The following is a 20878-nucleotide window of genomic DNA, read 5'->3' as shown; positions in this document are numbered from 1 at the left end:
CAAACCCATTCCCTCGCGACCGCGCTCGAAACACAGGCGCCACGCGCCCGAGCGGGTGGCACAGAAATTGGGATACCGACGGTGTGAGGATCTATGGCTGAGTTCTTTTCAACCCCTTGGGGAATCTTTGTGATCATCGTCGCGCAGTGTCTTGCTGTCGTGGCGTTTGTGATGATTTCCCTTCTGTTTCTGGTCTATGGCGACCGGAAGATCTGGGCGGCGGTTCAGATGCGCCGCGGTCCGAACGTTGTTGGGGCATGGGGTGTTTTGCAATCTGTTGCTGACGCGTTGAAATATGTCGTCAAAGAGGTCGTGGTGCCCGCAGGTGCCGATAAACCGGTTTACTTTCTCGCTCCGCTGACAAGCTTTGTTTTGGCGATGGTGGCTTGGGCAGTGATCCCGTTCAATGACGGCTGGGTTCTTTCCGATATCAACGTGGCGATCCTCTTTGTGTTCGCGGTGTCCTCGCTTGAAGTTTATGGCGTGATCATGGGCGGTTGGGCCTCGAACTCGAAGTATCCATTCCTTGGTTCGCTTCGTTCCGCAGCGCAGATGATCTCTTACGAAGTGTCGATCGGACTGATCATTATCGGTGTGATCCTTTCGACCGGTTCAATGAACTTTAGCGACATCGTGCGTGCTCAAGATGGTGCTTACGGCTTCTTTAGCTGGTACTGGTTGCCGCATTTGCCGATGGTATTCCTGTTCTTTATCAGCGCCTTGGCCGAAACAAACCGCCCACCTTTCGATCTTCCCGAAGCGGAATCCGAGCTTGTGGCCGGTTATCAGGTTGAATACTCCGCGACTCCGTTCCTGCTCTTTATGGCAGGCGAATATATCGCGATCTTCCTGATGTGCGCCCTGATGAGCTTGTTGTTCTTCGGCGGCTGGCTGTCGCCAATTCCGGGCCTGCCTGATGGTGTGCTCTGGATGGTCGGCAAGATGGCGTTCTTCTTCTTCATCTTCGCGATGGTTAAAGCGATTACACCGCGTTACCGCTATGACCAACTCATGCGCATTGGTTGGAAAGTATTCCTGCCGCTGTCGCTGGCTTGGGTCGTGATCGTTGCGTTCCTTGCTCAATTTGGTGCCTTTGGCGGAGCCTATGCCCGCTGGGCGATCGGAGGCTGATTATGGCTATGGATTACACCCGCGCCGCGAAATACTTCCTGCTGGCGGATTTCGTTAAGGGCTTCCAGCTTGGGTTGAAGTATTTCTTTGCCCCCAAAGCAACGATCAACTACCCGCATGAAAAAGGGCCAATCAGCCCGCGTTTCCGTGGCGAACACGCGCTGCGCCGTTATCCGAATGGCGAAGAGCGTTGCATCGCATGTAAGCTTTGCGAAGCGGTTTGCCCCGCACAGGCGATCACAATTGACGCTGAGCCACGCGAAGACGGTAGCCGCCGCACAACGCGGTACGACATAGACATGACTAAATGCATCTACTGCGGTTTCTGCCAAGAAGCCTGTCCGGTGGATGCGATTGTCGAAGGGCCGAACTTCGAGTTCGCCACTGAAACCCGCGAAGAGCTTTTCTATGACAAGGAAAAACTCCTTTCCAACGGCGAACAATGGGAAGCCGAGATTGCGCGGAACCTCGAGATTGATGCGCCTTACCGCTAAGGGTCGCGCATAACAGGCATCGGCAGCACGTCCGGCGCCAGAAGACAACGCCCCAAGAGGGCAGAGAAACGTCCCGCAGGGGACAGGAAGAAGGACAGTAAAATGGGCATTGCAGATTTCGCCTTTTATGTCTTCGCGATCACCGTGGTCACGGCGGGGCTGTTCGTGGTTGTGTCTCGCAACCCTGTGCACTCGGTGCTGTGGCTTATCCTCGCGTTCATTTCTTCAGCAGGGCTATTTGTTCTGCTTGGAGCGGAGTTCGTGGCGATGCTTCTGGTGATCGTATACGTGGGGGCCGTCGCGGTTCTCTTCCTCTTTGTGGTGATGATGCTTGATGTTGATTTCGCTGAATTACGCGGGGAAATGGCGACGTTTGTACCCTTCGCCATTCTGATTGGTGTGGTGTTGCTGATGGAAATCGGCCTTGCAATCACCGTTTGGCAGTTTGCTGATACGGCGCAATCTTCGCTGATGTCTGCTGCTCCCGCAGCGGATGATGTACAGAACACTGCGGCGCTCGGCCAAATCATCTATGACGATTACATCTATCTCTTCCAAGGCGCGGGTCTGATCCTGCTCGTGGCGATGATTGGCGCAATTCTTCTGACAATGACACACCGCAAGGATGTGAAGCGTCAGGATGTGCTTGCCCAGATGCACCGCGACCCTGCGAAAGCCATGGAAGTTATCGACGTAAAGCCGGGACAGGGCTTGTCGTAAAAGAACAAGCGCCCTGAAAAATGGGCGCGATTGAACGCGCGCGGAACATACCGCGCAACGAAGAACGAGAAGGACGAGGACTGAAATATGGTCGGACTTGAGCATTATCTAGCGGTGGCGGCGGCTTTGTTCGTCATCGGGATTTTCGGGATCTTCCTGAACCGGAAAAATGTGATCGTGATCCTGATGTCGATCGAGCTCATGTTGCTCGCGGTCAACATCAACTTCGTCGCTTTCTCAAGCTTCTTGGGCGATCTTGTGGGGCAGGTGTTTACCCTGTTTATCCTCACGGTTGCCGCCGCCGAGGCCGCCATCGGCCTTGCGATCCTTGTGGTTTTCTTCCGTAACCGTGGCACCATCGCGGTTGAAGACGTCAATGTGATGAAGGGCTAGGGCATCATGGAAAAAATCATTCTCTTTGCCCCGCTCGTGGGCGCGTTGATCGCCGGCTTTGGCTGGCGCTACATCGGCGAGAAAGGCGCACAGTATGTAACAACGGGACTGTTGTTCCTTGCTGCATTCCTGAGCTGGATCGTGTTCCTCGGATTTGATGGCGAGACCCGCTATATCCACATCCTGACGTGGATTCAGTCCGGCGCGCTGGATACTTCTTGGTCAATTCGTCTAGATCGTCTTACCGCGATCATGTTGATCGTTGTGACGACCGTATCAAGCCTCGTTCACCTCTATTCCTTTGGGTATATGGATCATGATCCCCAGTGGAAAAAGGGCGAAAGCTATAAGCCACGGTTCTTTGCCTACCTTAGCTTCTTTACCTTTACGATGCTGATGCTGGTGACAGCGGACAACCTCGTTCAGATGTTCTTTGGCTGGGAAGGCGTGGGCGTTGCCTCATACTTGCTGATCGGCTTCTACTACCGCAAACCAAGCGCGAATGCCGCTGCGATGAAAGCGTTTATCGTGAACCGCGTTGGTGACTTTGGTTTTGTGCTCGGGATCGTCGGCCTCTTCATGCTCACAGGTTCGATCAACTTCGACGATGTGTTCGCCGCCGCGCCAACCCTCGCAGAAACAGAGCTTCATTTCCTCTGGACCGATTGGAATGCGGCCAACCTTCTGGCCTTCCTGCTGTTCATTGGTGCGATGGGTAAATCAGCGCAGCTTTTCCTCCACACTTGGCTTCCGGACGCGATGGAAGGCCCGACACCTGTTTCGGCCCTGATCCACGCCGCGACAATGGTTACCGCGGGTGTTTTCCTCGTTTGTCGCATGTCGCCGCTGATGGAATTTGCGCCAACGGCAACCTCGATCATCGTTGTGATCGGTGCAACAACAGCGTTCTTTGCCGCTACTGTTGGCCTCGTTCAGAACGATATTAAACGTGTGATTGCTTACTCTACCTGTTCACAGCTCGGGTATATGTTCGTTGCTGCGGGTGTTGGTGTTTACTCCGCTGCGATGTTCCACCTCTTCACGCACGCATTCTTTAAAGCGATGCTCTTCCTTGGTGCCGGCTCGGTGATCCACGCCATGCATCACGAGCAAGACATGCGCCATTACGGCGGTCTGCGGAAGAAAATTCCGATGACATATTATGCGATGCTGATTGGTACGCTTGCCATTACCGGTGTCGGTGTTCCGCTTACAACAATCGGTTTCGCGGGCTTCCTGTCTAAAGACGCGATTATCGAGAGTGCTTGGGGCGCGCATACTGGCGTTGGGCTCTATGCCTTCTGGATGCTGGTTATCGCGGCCTTCATGACAAGCTTCTATAGCTGGCGCCTGATGTTCATGACTTTCTTTGGCGAGGCGCGTGGCGATAAGCACACGCATGATCACGCGCATGAAAGCCCAATGGTTATGTTGATCCCGCTCGGTGTACTCGCGCTTGGTGCGGTTCTCTCGGGCATGATCTGGTTCGGCAGCTTCTTTGGAAGCCACGACGATGTGAACAAGTTCTACGGCGTTCCATCCCATCACGAAGTTGCAGAAGCCGACGGCCATGGTGACGATCATGCGGATGATCATGCTGTTGCGACGAATGACGATCACTCCGACGAGCACGCAACAGATGGGCCTGGTGAAGAAACCGCTCACGCCGCAGGTTGGACCAAAGGGCAGGGCGCTGTTTACACACACCCTGATAACCACGTGATGGACGAGGCACACCACGCACCTAAGTGGGTCAAAGTATCGCCGTTCGTCGCGATGCTCCTGGGCCTCGGGTTGGCGTATCTCTTCTACATCAAGGATACGAGCCTGCCGAAGCGTTTGGCCAAGAGCCAGCACCGCATGTACCAGTTCCTGCTGAACAAATGGTACTTCGACGAGGTCTATGACGTGATCTTCGTGAAAGGCGCGCTGCGGCTTGGTAAATTCCTCTGGAAGAAAGTCGACGGATTGGTGATCGACGGCTTCATCAACGGGGTTGCCATGGGGATTATCCCGTTCTTCACACAACGCGCAGGCCGCGCCCAATCGGGCTACTTGTTCCACTATGCTTTGGCCATGGTGGTTGGGCTTGTGGTTCTCATTACATGGATGACTATCAGCGGAGGGGCTGAATAATTATGGAAAACCTCCTTTCCATCGTCACATTTATTCCGCTGTTTGGTGCCGTAATCCTTGCGCTCTTCCTGCGCGGCGATGACGAGTTTGCCCAACGAAATACCAAGTGGCTCGCGCTTGCGGCCACGACGATCACATTCCTCGTGAGCCTTGCGATCCTGATGGGCTTTGACGCGAGCAATACCGGTTTCCAGTTTGTCGAAGAAGCCGACTGGATCATGGGCTTTACCTATAAAGTGGGCGTTGACGGGATCTCGGTTCTGTTCGTGATGCTCACCACATTCCTGATGCCGCTGGTTGTTCTGTCCTGTTGGAACGTCAAGACCCGCGTCAAGGAATACATGATCGCGTTCTTGATCCTTGAAACGCTGATGATCGGTGTGTTTGTCGCGCTTGATCTGATCCTATTCTACGTCTTCTTTGAGGCGGGCCTTATCCCGATGTTCCTGATCATTGGTATCTGGGGTGGCAAGGATCGCATCTATGCTGCGTTCAAGTTCTTCCTTTATACCTTCATCGGTTCGGTGCTGATGCTGGTTGCGATGATCGCCATGTATATGGATGCAGGAACAACCGATATCGTTGACCTGCTGACGCATGAGTTCAATAGCGAAACCATTAGCATTCTGGGCTTTAGCATCATTGGCGGTGCGCAGACCCTCGTGTTCCTCGCGTTTTTTGCCAGCTTTGCGGTGAAGATGCCGATGTGGCCTGTCCACACCTGGCTTCCGGATGCACACGTTCAAGCGCCTACTGCAGGCTCCGTTGTGCTTGCGGCGATCCTGCTGAAAATGGGCGGCTATGGCTTCCTACGGTTCAGCTTGCCGATGTTCCCGGTTGGTGCAGAGCAGCTTGCCTGTTTTATTCTTATCATCTCGGCCATCGCGATTGTGTTCACAAGCCTCATCGCGCTTGTTCAGAACGACATGAAAAAACTGATTGCCTATTCCTCCGTTGCCCACATGGGTTACGTGACCATGGGTATCTTTGCGGTAAACCAGCAAGGTATCGACGGTGCGATCTTCCAGATGATCAGCCACGGCTTTATCTCCGGCGCGCTCTTCCTCTGTGTGGGCGTGATCTATGATCGGATGCACACCCGCGAGATCGATGCCTATGGTGGCCTTGTAAACCGGATGCCAGCGTACGCTCTTATCTTTATGTTCTTCACAATGGCGAACGTCGGCCTGCCTGGAACGTCGGGCTTTATTGGTGAATTCCTCGTTATCATGGGCATTTTCCAAGTGAACACATGGATCGCGCTCTTTGCGGCATCGGGTGTCATCTTCTCGGCGGCTTACGCGCTCTGGCTTTATCGTCGCGTGGTTATGGGGGACCTCATCAAAGAGAGTCTCAAAACCATCAAGGATATGACAAGCCTCGAAAAGGCGATCTTTGCGCCGCTTGTATTCATGACGCTGCTTTTGGGTGTCTACCCAAGCTTGGTCACCGATATCATCGGCCCCTCGGTCGAGGCGCTTATCACAAACTATAACGCTGCTTTGCCCGCTGTGGTCGAAGCTGCAACTACAGCAACACACTAAGGGTGGGTCCGATGCTCTCTGCAGATATTTCCACTGTTCTTCCGGAACTGATCCTCGCCGTTTCGGCCATGGGCCTCCTGATGTTTGGCGTCTATACCAGCAAGGACAAAGCTGCGCCTTTGATCCTCTGGGCAACGGCGGGTTTGATGGCGGTGCTTGGTCTCTGGATAGCGGTTGCCGGAGACGGCGCGCAAACTGCCTTTAACGGGGCCTTTGTGGACGACGCGTTCTCGCGGTTTGCCAAGGTTGTGATCTTATTCTCTGCGGCGCTGATCCTTATCATGAGTCAGGATTACCTAGCAAAGCAGAACCTGCTGCGTTTTGAGTATCCAATCCTTGTCGCCTTGGCGGTTGTCGGGATGATGATGATGGTCTCCGCGGGCGACCTTCTCGCACTTTATGTCGGCCTAGAGCTACAGTCCCTGTCGCTATACGTGGTTGCCTCCATGAACCGGACATCGGTGAAATCTACTGAAGCAGGTCTGAAATATTTTGTTCTTGGTGCGCTGTCCTCAGGGATGCTGCTTTATGGGGCGTCGTTCGTGTATGGCTATACCGGCACAACGTTGTTCTCTGATATCGTTGCCTCAGTAGAGGGCGAGCATCTGCCAATCGGCATGCTCATCGGTCTCGTGTTCATCATGACGGGCCTCGCGTTTAAAGTTTCCGCCGTTCCATTCCACATGTGGACACCGGATGTTTACGAGGGTGCGCCAACACCGATCACTGCGTTCTTCGCCACTGCTCCGAAAGTGGCCGCGATGGCGCTCTTTGCACGTGTTGTGTTTGATGCCTTTGGTGCAACCGTTGGAGATTGGAGCCAAATCGTAGCATTGATTTCTGTGCTGTCGATGTTCCTCGGTTCGATCGCCGCGATTGGCCAAAAGAACATCAAACGCCTGATGGCCTATAGCTCCATCGCTCACATGGGTTTCGCACTTATGGGCCTTGCTGCCGGAACAGAAACCGGTGTTCAGGCGATGCTTATCTATATGGCGATCTATGTCACCATGAACCTCGGTACATTTGCGTTCATTCTTTCGCTTGAGAAAGACGGCAAGCCTGTAACTGATATTGCGAGCCTGAACCAATACTCCACTCGCGAACCTCTTCGTGCGCTGGCGCTACTTGTCCTGATGTTCAGCCTCTCTGGTGTTCCGCCAATGCTCGGCTTCTTCGGTAAGTTCTGGGTGCTGAATGCCGCTGTTCAGGGTGGACTTGTTTGGCTCGCTGTTGCCGGTGTGATTGCGTCTGTGATCGGCGCCTTCTACTACCTGCGCATCGTGTACTACATGTACTTCGGCGAGGAAACTGATCCGCTAGACCGCCCGACATCTCCTGTACTTTGGGGCGTTCTGATGGTGTCTGCTGCGGTAATGGTGCTTGGCATTGTGAATATGTTCGGCGTTGAGGCTATGGCCAAAGCCGCCGCGGTTGCCCTTGTCAACTAATCCAACGGCAAACTGGCCCCATGGATATGGGCGTCAGGTTCTTGCCACGTGTGACAGCACATTGAGCGAGGCCGCGCGGCAAGCGTCTGGCCTCGCTGGTCCGACTTGGATTCTCTCACATATGCAAACAGCGGGGCGCGGTCGGCGAGGTCGTGCATGGGCAATGCCAATGGGCAATTTTGCCGCAACGCTTGCAGTTCGGTTACCTGACCCGCCTGAAACCGTCGCTCTAAGAAGTTTTGTTACCGCGCTTGCGCTCTATGATGCCCTTGTTGCGGCTACGGGGCGTACCGCGCCTTTCGCGCTTAAATGGCCGAATGATGTGCTTCTCAATGGGGGGAAGCTTGCTGGCATCTTGCTTGAAAGTGCTGCCGCACAAGGCGGGGACGTACAGCTATTCATCGGCGTGGGTGTCAATTTGGTCGGCGCGCCAGGCAAGGATGAGGTCGAAGAGGGGGCGGTGCCGCCGGTTGACCTCGTCTCTGAAACCGGTGTTCGGGTGACGCCAGAGGAGTTTCTTGATCTTCTTGCCGCCGCGTTCAACAAATATGAGCAACAGTTCCAAACCTATGGCTTTGCCCCAATTCGAGAGGCATGGTTGGCGCGAGCTGCACGCCTTGGCGAAACCATTCGGGCCCGTACCGGCAATCAGGAATGGCATGGAACCTTTGAAACTGTGGACGAACGTGGCAACCTGATCCTCGTAACGGCGGCAGGGCGCATGGCGATTCCGGCTGCGGATGTTTTCTTTTAGGAGGCCTTGAATGCTTCTGGCGATTGATTGCGGCAATACAAATACCGTGTTTTCCATCTGGGACGGCGAGAAATTTCTTGCCACATGGCGCGCCTCGACCGAGCATCAGCGCACCGCCGATCAGTATTACGTCTGGCTTTCTACGCTGATGCAGATGCAAAAACTGGACGTGACGATCACCGAAGTCATCATTTCCTCAACCGTTCCGCGCGTCGTGTTTAACCTGCGTGTGTTCGCTGACCGATATTTCAACACGCGCCCGCTGGTCGTTGGGAAACCAGAATGTGCGCTTCCAGTTGATGTGCGTGTAGATGCGGGAACTGCTGTTGGGCCGGATCGATTGGTGAATACGGTTGCGGGGTATGATCTTTACGGCGGTGACTTGATCGTGGTCGATTTTGGCACTGCAACAACCTTTGATGTGGTGGCCAGCGATGGTGCCTATATCGGAGGTGTGATTGCGCCTGGGGTCAACCTCAGCCTCGAAGCGTTGCACCAAGCAGCAGCTGCTTTGCCCCATGTGGACGTCACCAAACCCGCTAATGTCATAGGTACCAATACGGTCGCCTGTATGCAGTCAGGTGTTTTTTGGGGTTACGTTGGCCTCGTGAACGGGATATGCGAACAGATCAAAGCCGAACGAGACCGCCCGATGCGGGTTATCTCGACCGGCGGACTAGCACCTCTGTTTCAACAGGGGCATGCACTTTTTGACAAATTCGAAGATGATCTCACCATGCATGGTTTGACGGTCATACATAAATATAACAAGGAAAACCCCGCTTTATGAGCAGAGACCGTCTGATTTATCTTCCGCTTGGTGGTGCCGGTGAAATCGGCATGAACACCTATGTTTACGGCTACGGCCCCAAGGGCAAGGAGCGGTTGATCGTTGTCGACATCGGCGTCGCATTCCCTGATATGGACAGCACACCAGGCGTAGACCTGATTATGGCCGACGTAACGTGGCTTGAGGAAAACAAAGAGCGTATCGAAGCTGTTTTCATCACCCACGCTCACGAAGACCATATTGGCGGCCTTTCGCATCTATGGCATCAGCTTGGTCATCCCGTGGTTTATGCGCGCGCCTTTACGGCCCACCACGCCCGCCGCAAAATGGAAGAGCAGGGCGCGGATCCGCAAGAGGTTCATACAGTTTCGCCCTATCCGGAAGTGGTTGAAGCAGGCCCATTTGCGGTCAGCTTTATGCCCGTTGCGCACTCCATTCCTGAAAGTTCTGGTCTTGTAATTGATACGCCAGCAGGGCGAATTGTTCACACTGGCGATTTCAAGTTGGATGAAACTCCGATTATTGGCGAGCCCTTTAGCCCAGAGCTTTGGGCTGAAATCGCCAAACCCGGCGTGAAGGCGCTGGTTTGTGATTCAACCAACGTATTTTCGCCCAAAGCAGGCCGCTCCGAGAAAACAGTCGGCCCAGAGATTGAACGGCTCGTAAAAGAGGCCAAGGGCATGGTTGTTGCGACGACTTTCGCCAGCAACGTTGCGCGTCTTAAAACGCTTGCTGAAGCAGGCCACAGGGCAGGGCGCTCTGTTGTTTTGCTTGGTCGGGCTATGCGGCGGATGGTGACGGCAGGTGTCGAAACCGGCATTTTGAAAGATTTCCCAACGGTTGTACCCGTTGAAGAAGCGCGCGACATACCGCGCGAGAACCTCATGCTGTTGGCCACCGGATCGCAAGGCGAGCGCCGTGCAGCGGTTGCGCAGCTATCACGCGGAAAATACCTTGGAATGTCGATGAAAGAGGGCGATCTGCTTCTCTTCTCGTCCAAGACCATTCCCGGCAATGAACGCGGCGTGATCAATATCATGAACGCTTTCTCTGAAATGGGTGTTGATATCGTTGACGACGACGGTGGCCTTTACCACGTGTCCGGTCATGCCAACCGCCCTGATCTGGAGCGAGTTCACGAGATCATGCAACCGCAGATGCTCATCCCGATGCACGGCGAGCACCGCCACTTACGCCAGCACGCAAAGCTCGGCGAACAAAAGGGGCTGGCGAGCGTTGTTGCTGTAAATGGTATGATGATCAATCTCTCGGGCAACCGTCCCGAGGTGGTAGAGTATATCGATTCAGGCCGCACCTATCTTGACGGATCGGTGAAGATCGGTGCTTTGGATGGCGTTGTGCGCGAGCGTATTCGCATGGCTCTGAATGGGCATATCATGGTGAGCATTATCATTGACGAAGAGGATTCTCCGCTCGGCGATCCATGGGTCGAGATCATGGGCCTACCGCGCTTTGGGCGAAGCAGTGCAGAACTTGTTGATGTTGTCGAAACTGATCTTGGTCACGTGTTGATGCGGATGGACGCCAAAACTTTGGCGGATGATGACAAGATTGAAGACCAAATTCGAAAAGCCGCGCGTCGTTCCGCACAGGACGAGATTGGTAAAAAGCCAGAAGTTACCGTTGTTGTGAGCCGTTTGCTCGAAAACTAAACGAGCTTAGTGTTCAAAACAAAAAAGGCAGCCAAATGCGGCTGCCTTTTTTGTTTGTTGATTGAGTGTGTTAGCTTGCCGCGCGGCGCTCGTCAAAGCTCATCGCAATAAAGCCGGGCATGTGATCGCCCATGCCGACAACGCCGTTGTCGCCACGGTTTTTGTCGTTCCGGCCACGGCCACGTTGCGACTCGCGAGCAGGCTTTTTGCTACGGTTGTCGCTTTGATTGTCTTTTTGTTTGTCAGACTTCTCAGAAGCAGTTTTCTCTGTCTGCACTGTTTCTGTTGCTGCACTGTTGTCACTTGCTTCAACAGGTTTCGCCGCGGACTCTTCAGATTTATCGCTCTTACGACGACGACCCCGCTTCGGCTTTTCTTCGGAAGCATCCTTTGCCTCTTCGACAGGCGTAGCAATCGGGTTTTCGAGGCGTGGAATTTCCTGCTTCACCAGTTTCTCGATATCAGCAAGGTTCTTCTCGTCTTGAGGCGAGCAAATCATGAATGCCTTGCCCTTCCGCCCCGCGCGACCTGTTCGGCCAATACGGTGAACGTAATCTTCGGCATGGCTCGGAACGTCGAAGTTGAACACGTGGCTCACGGCCGGAATATCAAGTCCGCGCGCAGCAACGTCTGATGCGCAGAGGAAACGAAGATCTCCATCGCGGAAGCCTTGAAGAACTTCCATACGCTTGGATTGATCAAGGTCGCCGTGGATCGGCTCTGCATTATAGCCGTGCTTTTTCAGAGATTTAGCAACGATATCAACATCGCGCTTGCGGTTACAGAAAACAATGGCGTTTGAGCAGCCTTCGCCTTCTTGCTCCACAATTGCGCGCAGGATATCGCGTTTTTCCTTAGCGGTCCGATCCTTACGGCTTGGCTTCATCAGCACAACGCCTTGCTCGATATTCTCGCTCGTCGTCGCAGCACGTGCCACTTCAACTTTGGCAGGAGCCGAGAGGAATGTGTTGGTGATCCGCTTGATTTCCGGCGCCATAGTGGCCGAGAAAAACAGCGTTTGGCGGGTAAATGGCGTGAGGCTGAAGATGCGTTCGATATCGGGGATAAAGCCCATATCAAGCATCCGGTCTGCTTCATCCACAACCATGATCTGAACGCCCGTGAGGAGCAGTTTGCCGCGCTCGAAATGATCAAGCAGACGACCAGGTGTTGCGATCAAAACGTCAACGCCGCGATCAATCAGCATGTCTTGCTCTTTGAAAGATACGCCGCCAATCAGCAATGCTTTGGTCAGGCGCGTCCCCTTTGCGTAGATGTCAAAGTTTTCCGCAACCTGCGCGGCCAATTCACGTGTAGGGGCGAGAACTAGGCTGCGCGGCATACGTGCGCGCGCGCGGCCTTTTGACAGCAAGGTAATCATCGGCAGCGTAAAGCTCGCAGTCTTACCTGTACCTGTTTGCGCGATCCCCAAAACATCGCGTCCTTCGAGAGCAGGGGGAATCGCACCCGCCTGAATTGGGGTCGGAGTATCATATCCGGCGGCCGTAACGGCCTTGAGAACCTTGGGATCAAGTTTCAAATCTGAGAATTTAGTCATGTATGTCCATCATTTACGGTATCGGACCGTAAGGTTGAGGGACGCAGAGTTCCAGAGCGTCCCGGCGGTGGTCTCTGCAGCATGCAGATGCGCCAATCCAATAGCCCAGATCGGGCTCTGGGTCAACTTGAGCGCAGTATTTGCCTGAAATTGTTAAATATATCGCCTGTTTTTGCGGTCTGAGTGGCTAATTTCCACCTAGCCTTCTCAACTCGCCCGGCCTTGTTTCGGATGTTTGCCTATGGTAGCGGACGTCCAACTAAGAGGGGCGAAGAATGCAGCACCACCAAATTTACGATCTGGTCGACTTGAACCTCGCTGAGTTCTCCTCGCAACGTCGCGAGATTGAAGGCATTTCGGAGTTTCGCGACAATCCTGATTACGAACATTTTGACGCGACACAACTATTCTATGATTGCGTCTTGTCGCCAGACGGGAAATCTTTGCGCTTTACTGCGCCATTGTTCGGCAGTTTCTGGGATGTTTTCAGGGCTGCTATTCGGATCGATGGTGAACCGGTTTCTAGACTTAAACGCGTCTCAATTCCGCGCACGAGTTCGCCCCGTTGTGAACTGGTCGAAGTTCCGTGGAGAGAGGGCAGCCAGCTTTCCTTTGTTATTGACGGTCAATCGATTCCGATTACGCCACGAAGCTCGGCAGCTAACGCGTTCAAAGGGCGCAATGCACTACTTTGTGTAAGCAAAAACAACGATCTAACTTGGATCAGGGATTGGGCGCAGTTTCATGCCAACGCCCACGGTGCGGACGCAGTAGTGCTGTTTGATAACGGTTCTGATGCCTATCGCCTTGAAGATATTAGCGCTTGTTTGGCGGAAGTTGACGGTATTGACGTAAGCGCCGTTGTGCGCGCGCCGTTTGAATACGGTCGGCAGTTAAAGAAACCTTTCAAGCTGAATACCAAGTTCTTTCAGGTCGGAATGCTCAACCTCGCGCGCCGCGACTTTCTTGCACAATCCAGAGCGGTATTGAGCATTGATATCGACGAGATGGTTATGCGTGGCAAAAACAGCATATTTGATGTGGCCTGCCGCAGCCCATTCGGAATGGTTTCGACACGTGGAAAATGGGTTTTCCCGGACCCAAAGCTCGAATTACCCCTTCCACACAATGCAAATGTGTATCTTCCCGAACGCTATTTCTCACAGCCCAAATGGTGTGCTAGACCAAATGGGCTGTTGAGCCGAATTGGCTGGGATGTGCATGCTGTTGGAGCGCGCTTTGAGGGCTTAGGGCGCGTATGGCCGCGAAATGAATGGCACGTTCACTGCGCCGGGACGACAACATCGTGGAAGTCTTGGTCGCGTCGCTTCAAGAAGAACAATGATCTTACTTTTAGCAAAGCGGTCGCAAATCAATGGGACGCTTGTCTTGGAAGCGGCCAAGGAAAGTAGATGGAGAGTACAAACGCAATTGACCTAGCTTCATTTGTATCTCGTTGTTTACAGATGAACGTCGAGTTATACTCAATCTGGAGCTGTTTTTAGGTCATCCCGAACTTGTGCACTTTGATGACACCACGCTATTTTACGATTGCGTTGTATCTCCTTGCGGACGAAAACTACTTTTTACAGCACCTTTTTTTTGGAAGCCTTTGGGAGCTGTTTTCTAGCTCTATCAGAATTGATGACAAGCCAGTTGAGTGTATAAAACGAACTATATTACCTCTAGGCAGCACTCCACGCTGTGATTTGGTAGAAGTGCCGTGGGTTCGGGGCGCGAATCTAAGTTTTGTAATTAATAATCAGAAAATAGATTATTTTCCACGACCCTCCGCGTCAAACTTGATTGGAAAGCGGAACTCGTTAGTTTGTGTTAATAAAAATAACAACTTGGATTGGATCGGTGACTGGGCGAGTTATCATGTGTTGCGTCACCGCGCCGAAGCAGTTGTGGTTTTCGATAATGGCTCGGACGCGTATTCCGTTCATGACATTGCTGACACGCTTTCAAATGTCTCTGGTTTGAGCAGTTTTCTCGTCGTTAAGGCGCCATTCAAATATGGACGGGTAATTGCTCGTTCAGGTACGTCAATCAAGTATAAGTACTTTCAAATCTCAATGCTGAACATTGCGCGTCGAGATATTCTGGCTCTGTCTCCAGCGGTATTGAATGTCGACATTGACGAGTTAGTTATGGGGAATAGTAGGAGTATTTTCAGGGCTACACGGCAAAACCCAATTGGAGCGATCTCATTTCCTGGCAAGTGGGTTTTTCCAGGCTCGGAGGTAAAGCAGTCATCGTCGCACCGAGAGCACGTTTTTACATCTACGGCGGGTTCGTGTCATCGTAAGTGGTGCGCAAATCCCAATAGTTTTCTGAGCCGGTTGGGGTGGGATGTGCATGCAGTAGGTGGCAAATTCGAAAATTTAGCAAAGATAGCAAGATTTGAGTTTTGGCACGCGCATTGCGCTGGAACTACTACGTCTTGGAAACCGACTTCTAAAAGATTCTCTCCCGATGACAGTTTACGCTTTTCCAGCGAACTCGCCAATCTATGGAGTGAATACCTCCCACCTAGGTAGAAAGAAATAAATAGCACCTTGAATTCATGTGATTCATTTTTAACAGCATTTTTGTTCAAAATGCCCGAGCCCCTTAGGTGGGATCTGTGTTTCTGGGTCTTGTTATAACTTTCGACAATTACAAAGCCGAAGTTCCTTCGGACGTTGAAAACCTTGTTTTTCGATACGACCGAGCATCTCAACTATACGGGAATCGAGGCTAGAAAGGGGGGGGCGCCGCTTTCGGCACGGGAAGGTAAGCAAACTTCTTCTCACGGTCATAGAGGACGGGCGGATCAAATGGTTCGTTCTTTTTGAACAGAAGCTTGATGTAAAGCTCCGCAGCCCTGAGATAGTGTTTGCTTGGCCTCATACCCTATACCATCATCTCTTTCGTCGCCGTCAGCTTCACGTCTGGATAGTCTCGCTCGATACGGTCGATGTCCCACTGTAGACGCGTCAGATAGACGATGTCACCATCATGGTCCCGCGCGATGTGTTGTTTGTTGGCAGCTTCGAACTTGTCGACTGCGGTTTTCTCGCCAGCAACCCAACGGGCAGATGTAAATTGGCTCGGCTCAAAACGAACGGGAAGGCCATATTCCATTTCGATCCGGCTGGCGAGGACTTCGAATTGGAGCGCGCCGACAACGCCGACGATGAAGCCCGAGCCAAAAGTTGGCTTGAAGACTTTTGCCGCGCCTTCTTCTGCGAACTGCATGAGAGCTTTTTCGAGGTGCTTGCCCTTGAGTGGGTCACCAGAACGTACGCCTTGCAGGAGTTCGGGCGCAAAGCTTGGGATGCCAGTTGCACGGATTTGTTCGCCTTCGGTCAATGTGTCGCCGATGCGCAATTGGCCGTGGTTTGGAATCCCGATGATATCACCTGCCCATGCTTCTTCGGCCAGTTCGCGATCGCTTGCGAGGAAGAGAACAGGGTTGCTGATTGCCATCGGCTTTTTGCTGCGGACATGTGTGAGTTTCATACCGCGTTTGAAATGCCCCGACGCAAGGCGGACAAAAGCTACTCGGTCGCGGTGTTTCGGGTCCATGTTGGCCTGCACCTTGAAAACAAAACCCGCGACTTTCTTCTCGTCCGGTGCAACAGGGCGCGGTGAGGCGGATTGGGGCTGTGGCTCTGGGCCATAGTTGGCAATACCGTCCATTAGTTCTTTAACACCAAAGCTGTTGATCGCAGAGCCAAACCAAATTGGCGTCATTGTACCTTCGAGCATCGCTTGGTGGTCAAGCGATGGTAGAAGTTCGCGGGCCATCTCAACTTCTTCACGAAGTTTTTCGAGCAGGTCAGCTGGGACATGCTCTTCAAGGAGAGGATCATCAAGCCCGTTGATCTCAATGCTCTCGGCGACCTTGTTCCGGTCCGCGCGGTCCATCAGCTCAAGTCGGTCGCGAAGCATATCGTAACAGCCAAGAAAATCGCGGCCCATCCCAATCGGCCAGCTTGCCGGCGTTACATCGATTGCAAGGTTCTCTTGGATTTCATCAATGATATCAAACGTGTCGCGGCTCTCTCGGTCCATCTTGTTACAGAATGTCAGGATCGGCAGATCGCGCATCCGGCAGACTTCAAAGAGTTTTTGCGTCTGGCTCTCAATCCCTTTTGCGCCATCGATAACCATAACGGCGGCATCAACAGCGGTCAGCGTACGATAGGTATCTTCGGAGAAATCCGAGTGGCCGGGGGTATCAACCAAATTGAATCGGTAGGGGCCGAAATCAAACGACATGGCCGAGGCGGAAACGGAAATGCCGCGGTCTTTTTCCATTTGCATAAAGTCAGAGCGCGTGCGGCGCGCTTCGCCTTTCGCGCGCACTTGGCCAGCCATCTGAATAGCGCCACCGAAAAGAAGGAACTTTTCAGTCAGTGTGGTTTTCCCTGCATCTGGGTGGGAAATAATCGCGAATGTGCGGCGGCGCGCAATCTCTTTGGGGAGATCGGACTTTATGGAAAGTTGCTCTGTCATGCCGGCGGTATACTCGCGTGCGAATGGCCGCGCAATGGGGTGTTGCAGCCCTGAACACATGTAGCGCCTGTTGAATGCAAATCTATTCCCTAAGGCCTTGGCAATAGGGCTATAGATGTTGACTGAAACTAGTTCTTAAAACTGCTTGTGGACTGAATATCCCGCAGCGACGCGAGTACATAATTCGGAACTGTGTCAATCGACCGATTTTGCGGCGCTTCGTTTAGTCGACCAGAAGGAGCGGCGCCTTTGCGCGCGGCGTTTCGTGCTCTGCGCGCCTGAGAGTTCGCGGTATTGGCGATGAGGTCCTCAACGTCAACTTCACGGTGGATTTCGATCAAGCGATACTCTTTGTCGTCAAGTAGGGGAGCGAACGGAAGAATGAAAATATTCTCGAGCATCATGTTGGCCGGATTTACCTCGGCAAGTACGAGCGCCTCAACGCAGTCTGCATCTGATGTCATCAGAGTAACTTTGCTGTCGAGAAAAATCTGGCCCTTCCGGCCTGTCGCCGACTGCTTTTCGGAAATCGTAAATGTGGCCTGATCCGTCATGCCGATTTCGATCTCGACCGGTGCGCACCCTTTGACCAGCTTGTATTCATCATCAAGGCAAAGAGCGGCGCCATCAGCGAAGGGCTCATTGTAATTCACACCGCTTACCGCGATGAATTCGATTGATTGATATACGATGAATGATTGGCTCGGGAGGTCTCGAGAAGTTGCCTGATACGCGCCGCGGGTGTTTACTTGAGGCGGGGTAATGGAGGCAATCTTCATATTCTTATCCTTAGATACCGTTTACTCGGCGAACCACATACTTAGAAACTTACGCGTCGTACATACACACTCTTAAGAGTTTACGACCGGACAAGTTAAATATGTCTTTTCACATGGCGACATTAAGGCCAAACACCGTCAAAACTTAGGGTTTACGTGGCGTTAATCTCAAAAAAGTGAGGCGTGTTGTTTATTAAGCATAAGATTTAGGAGTGGCCGACAACTTACGGTTTAACCCAGTCATCACTATGCTACATTAACGCGGAATTCAGACAGGAGAATGCAATGGATATGGGAATTTCAGGCAAGCGCGCTTTGGTGTGTGCTTCATCCAAAGGTCTTGGCCGCGGATGTGCCGAGGCTTTGGCTGCAGAAGGGGTTAATCTTGTACTGAACGCGCGTACCGAAGGTCCGCTCGAAAAAACTGCACAGGAACTGCGCGATAAATATGGGGTGGATGTCGTGGCAATTGCTGCTGACATTACGAGCGAAGAAGGGCGGAATAAGGTCCTCGCGGAAGCGGCCGATGTTGATATCCTCGTAACAAACGCGGGCGGTCCGCCTCCGGGAATGTGGTCCGATTGGGAGCGCGAAGATTTCATCAAAGCGATTGACGCCAACATGCTTACACCGATTGCGTTGATGAAAGCGCTGCTTCCCAAGATGATCGAGAAGGGATGGGGGCGTGTTGTCAACATCACCAGCCAATCGGTCAAATCTCCGATTGCGGTACTTGGTTTGTCAAACTCAGCGCGTGCAGGACTTACCGGTTATGTTGCGGGGACATCTCGTCAGGTTGCACCGCATGGCGTTGTGATTAACAACTTGCTGCCCGGAATTCACGCGACAGACCGCGCTGAGAGTCTTGACCAAGGTGTGGCCGATGCTCAGGGCATCTCCGTTGAGGAGGCTTCTGCGCAACGTGCCGCTTCCCTTCCGACAGGCCGCTACGGTACTGCCGAAGAGTTTGGCGCGACTTGCGCATTCATGTGCAGCCAGTACGCAGGCAACATGATCGGCCAGAATGTGCTGCTTGATGGCGGCGCGATGAACTCGACAATGTAACTATATCATTGTGGCCGCAGGGCAGTGTTCTCTGCGGCCATACCGTGTAACCTTGTGCCGAAAGCAGGTCGTCGGGGTTGCCGAGGTCTGGGGTGGGTGCTATCCCGAGGATTGCGGATCATTCTGACCGTTTATATCGGATAAGGCGCGCGCGTGACCAAAGATCAAAAGATTTCCACGGACTCGATTGCTTCTGAAGATCTGGTGCATTCTGCTACGGGTGCGCAGGTATCCACTGTTGCCAGTCCCGCTAGCACAGAAACGGCAGAGCCTTTCACGCGCGAAGATCCGGACGCGCAAGTTCACTCTCAAGCACCACGCTTAGAGATAAGAAACATCGTGCGCGAATTTGGTGGGCGGCGGGTTGTAGATAACGTGTCGCTCAAAGTGATGCCGGGGCAGGTGACCTGTCTTCTCGGGCCGTCCGGGTGCGGAAAATCAACGACACTGCGGATTATCGCGGGCGTAGATATGCAGGATTCCGGTGAAATTTATGTAGACAATAAACTTGTCTGCGACACGGTTTATCGCGTCCCTCCAGAACGCCGCTCGATCGGGCTGATGTTTCAGGATTTTGCACTGTTCCCCCATCTGACTGTGGGGCAGAACGTTGCCTTCGGGTTGGATGGTCCTAAGGACGAAACCCGCGCTCGGGTCGAGGAATTGCTCGGCCGCGTCGGTTTGCTGCATTTCATTGATAGCCACCCCCACGAACTCTCTGGCGGCGAGCAGCAACGCGTGGCACTCGCCCGCGCTCTTGCGCCGCGTCCGTCTATCATGCTCATGGACGAGCCGTTTTCCGGCCTCGATAACCGCTTGCGCGATGATATCCGCGATGAAACCCTTGCGGTTCTTAAAGAAGAGGGAGCGGCGGTATTGCTGGTCACGCATGAGCCTGACGAAGCTATGCGCATGGCGGACCAAATCGCGCTGATGCGCAATGGCGAGATCGTACAATTGGGCGCGCCCTACAATATCTATAACCGCCCGGTTGATCTTGAGGCTGCGCGCTTCTTTAGTGATATCAATGTGATACGCGGGAAGGTTAAAGGAGCGCTCTGCGAGACACCCTTTGGTCAGTTCCTCGCTCCGGGTAAACCTGATGACACGATGCTTGATATCGCAATACGACCACAGCACCTGCGCATTGACTTTGATCGCGGTGGCAAGGGGCCGAATCCAACCTCGATCGACGGAACGCCAGCGCGTGGCGTAGTGACGCGAGCACGCTTTATGGGCCGTGAAAGCATTGTCGAGTTTCAAATGGATTATGACGGCTCTACATTGCGCGCAACGGTTCCATCGGTGTTTTTGCCGCGTGTCGGCACCGCGCTCTGGCTTATGATCCGTCGCGACCGATGCTTTGTGTTCAACGCGGAGTGACGCCAAAAATAGCGCCCGCGGTATTCTCACGCTCTTCACGCCAAGGTGTCGCACGCGACATCCGCTCGCCTGTTGCGGGTAACTTCCTCGTTGTTTGCTGAAAATCACGCCGAATTCTTTGCCCTGCGACAACAAAGCGGGGGATTCTGCGTAAAAACATCACAAATCGGTGCGATTGGGTATTTGAAACCCCGCCTCAAACCAATAGATACAGTAGGGAAACTATGACGGCGGGGCGCGTTGCCCTGTCTTGGGAGAAAGAAAATGCTGAATAATATTGGTTTGCCGGGTCTGCTGCTGATCGCTGTTGTTGTCTTGGTCTTGTTTGGCCGTGGCAAGATCTCGTCCCTGATGGGCGAAGTTGGCAAGGGCATCACCAGCTTCAAAAAAGGCATCAATGAAGGTCAGAAAGAATTGGAAGACACCGCAGATGTTGCGCGCGACGTAACTCCTGAGTCTGAAAAAGACAAAGCCTGATCTTTTCCAGATTGTTAGGATGTC

Annotated in this window: 17 protein-coding genes; 14 read left to right on the top strand and 3 right to left on the bottom strand. The window is 53.1% G+C overall.

Going from position 1 to position 20878, the window contains the following annotated elements; translation table 11 throughout:
* Positions 1–93: 93 nt before the first annotated feature.
* The 10 genes from nuoH (at position 94) to N9C89_RS08985 (ending at position 11086) form a co-directional block, all read left to right on the top strand.
* A complete protein-coding gene (gene nuoH / locus N9C89_RS09030; RefSeq protein WP_263953552.1) occupies positions 94–1131 on the top strand; it encodes an NADH-quinone oxidoreductase subunit NuoH in 1038 nt (345 codons plus the stop codon).
* Positions 1131–1625, top strand: coding sequence for an NADH-quinone oxidoreductase subunit NuoI (gene nuoI, locus N9C89_RS09025; protein WP_263954427.1), 495 nt, complete (start codon positions 1131–1133; stop codon positions 1623–1625). Before nuoH ends, nuoI begins: the two co-directional genes overlap by 1 nt.
* 102 nt (positions 1626–1727) lie before the next feature.
* Positions 1728–2345, top strand: a complete 618-nt coding sequence (locus tag N9C89_RS09020) for an NADH-quinone oxidoreductase subunit J (RefSeq protein WP_263953551.1) — start codon at positions 1728–1730, stop codon at positions 2343–2345.
* A gap of 87 nt (positions 2346–2432) precedes the next feature.
* The gene (gene nuoK / locus N9C89_RS09015) at positions 2433–2738 is read left to right on the top strand and encodes an NADH-quinone oxidoreductase subunit NuoK (protein WP_263953550.1); all 306 of its coding nucleotides are present in this window, start codon (positions 2433–2435) and stop codon (positions 2736–2738) included.
* Between the two features lie 6 nt (positions 2739–2744).
* Entirely contained in the window at positions 2745–4874 is a 2130-nt protein-coding gene (nuoL, locus tag N9C89_RS09010) for an NADH-quinone oxidoreductase subunit L (RefSeq protein WP_263953549.1), read from the top strand.
* A 2-nt stretch (positions 4875–4876) separates the two neighbouring features.
* Positions 4877–6418, top strand: coding sequence for an NADH-quinone oxidoreductase subunit M (locus N9C89_RS09005; protein ID WP_263953548.1), 1542 nt, complete (start codon positions 4877–4879; stop codon positions 6416–6418).
* Positions 6419–6429: 11 nt separating this feature from the next.
* Positions 6430–7869 (top strand): NADH-quinone oxidoreductase subunit NuoN, encoded by a 1440-nt coding sequence (gene nuoN, locus N9C89_RS09000; RefSeq protein ID WP_263953547.1) that lies wholly within the window; start codon positions 6430–6432, stop codon positions 7867–7869.
* Positions 7859–8623 carry a biotin--[acetyl-CoA-carboxylase] ligase gene (locus N9C89_RS08995; RefSeq protein ID WP_263953546.1) on the top strand — a complete coding sequence of 255 codons (765 nt, stop codon included), beginning with the start codon at positions 7859–7861 and terminating at the stop codon, positions 8621–8623. The genes nuoN and N9C89_RS08995 overlap by 11 nt, the downstream gene beginning before the upstream one ends.
* Before the next feature lie 10 nt (positions 8624–8633).
* Positions 8634–9413, top strand: coding sequence for a type III pantothenate kinase (locus N9C89_RS08990; protein WP_263953545.1), 780 nt, complete (start codon positions 8634–8636; stop codon positions 9411–9413).
* Positions 9410–11086 (top strand): ribonuclease J, encoded by a 1677-nt coding sequence (locus N9C89_RS08985; RefSeq protein WP_263953544.1) that lies wholly within the window; start codon positions 9410–9412, stop codon positions 11084–11086. Before N9C89_RS08990 ends, N9C89_RS08985 begins: the two co-directional genes overlap by 4 nt.
* Positions 11087–11156: 70 nt before the next feature.
* Here the strand turns inward: N9C89_RS08985 and N9C89_RS08980 are convergent, their stop codons facing one another.
* Positions 11157–12644, bottom strand: a complete 1488-nt coding sequence (locus N9C89_RS08980; RefSeq protein ID WP_263953543.1) for a DEAD/DEAH box helicase — start codon at positions 12642–12644, stop codon at positions 11157–11159.
* A gap of 275 nt (positions 12645–12919) precedes the next feature.
* On the opposite strand from N9C89_RS08980, the gene N9C89_RS08975 reads away from it, so the two are divergent.
* Positions 12920–14056: a hypothetical protein gene (locus N9C89_RS08975; protein WP_263953542.1), complete on the top strand. Its 1137-nt coding sequence runs from the start codon at positions 12920–12922 to the stop codon at positions 14054–14056.
* 1486 nt (positions 14057–15542) lie between these two features.
* On the opposite strand, the gene N9C89_RS08970 is transcribed toward N9C89_RS08975, so the two are convergent.
* Positions 15543–17150 carry a peptide chain release factor 3 gene (locus N9C89_RS08970; protein WP_263953541.1) on the bottom strand — a complete coding sequence of 536 codons (1608 nt, stop codon included), beginning with the start codon at positions 17148–17150 and terminating at the stop codon, positions 15543–15545.
* A 128-nt stretch (positions 17151–17278) separates the two neighbouring features.
* Positions 17279–17929 (bottom strand): hypothetical protein, encoded by a 651-nt coding sequence (locus N9C89_RS08965; RefSeq protein ID WP_263953540.1) that lies wholly within the window; start codon positions 17927–17929, stop codon positions 17279–17281.
* A 285-nt stretch (positions 17930–18214) separates the two neighbouring features.
* Here N9C89_RS08965 and N9C89_RS08960 point away from each other — a divergent pair, with 285 nt between their 5' ends.
* The 3 genes from N9C89_RS08960 to tatA all read left to right on the top strand — a co-directional run bounded on the left by N9C89_RS08960 (position 18215) and on the right by tatA (position 20854).
* Complete coding sequence (locus N9C89_RS08960; protein WP_263953539.1) at positions 18215–18994, top strand: SDR family oxidoreductase; 780 nt, start codon at positions 18215–18217, stop codon at positions 18992–18994.
* Positions 18995–19321: 327 nt separating this feature from the next.
* On the top strand, positions 19322–20377 hold the full coding sequence (locus N9C89_RS08955; protein WP_263954426.1) for an ABC transporter ATP-binding protein: 1056 nt from the start codon (positions 19322–19324) through the stop codon (positions 20375–20377).
* A 264-nt stretch (positions 20378–20641) separates the two neighbouring features.
* On the top strand, positions 20642–20854 hold the full coding sequence (gene tatA, locus N9C89_RS08950) for a twin-arginine translocase TatA/TatE family subunit (RefSeq protein WP_263953538.1): 213 nt from the start codon (positions 20642–20644) through the stop codon (positions 20852–20854).
* Positions 20855–20878: the final 24 nt, after the last annotated feature.

The sequence above is a fragment of the Halocynthiibacter sp. SDUM655004 genome (genome assembly GCF_026015885.1).
Classification (GTDB): Bacteria; Pseudomonadota; Alphaproteobacteria; order Rhodobacterales; family Rhodobacteraceae; genus Falsihalocynthiibacter; species Falsihalocynthiibacter halioticoli.
Note: the sequence above shows the minus strand (reverse complement) of the source record. Positions and strands in the feature narration are given on the sequence as shown.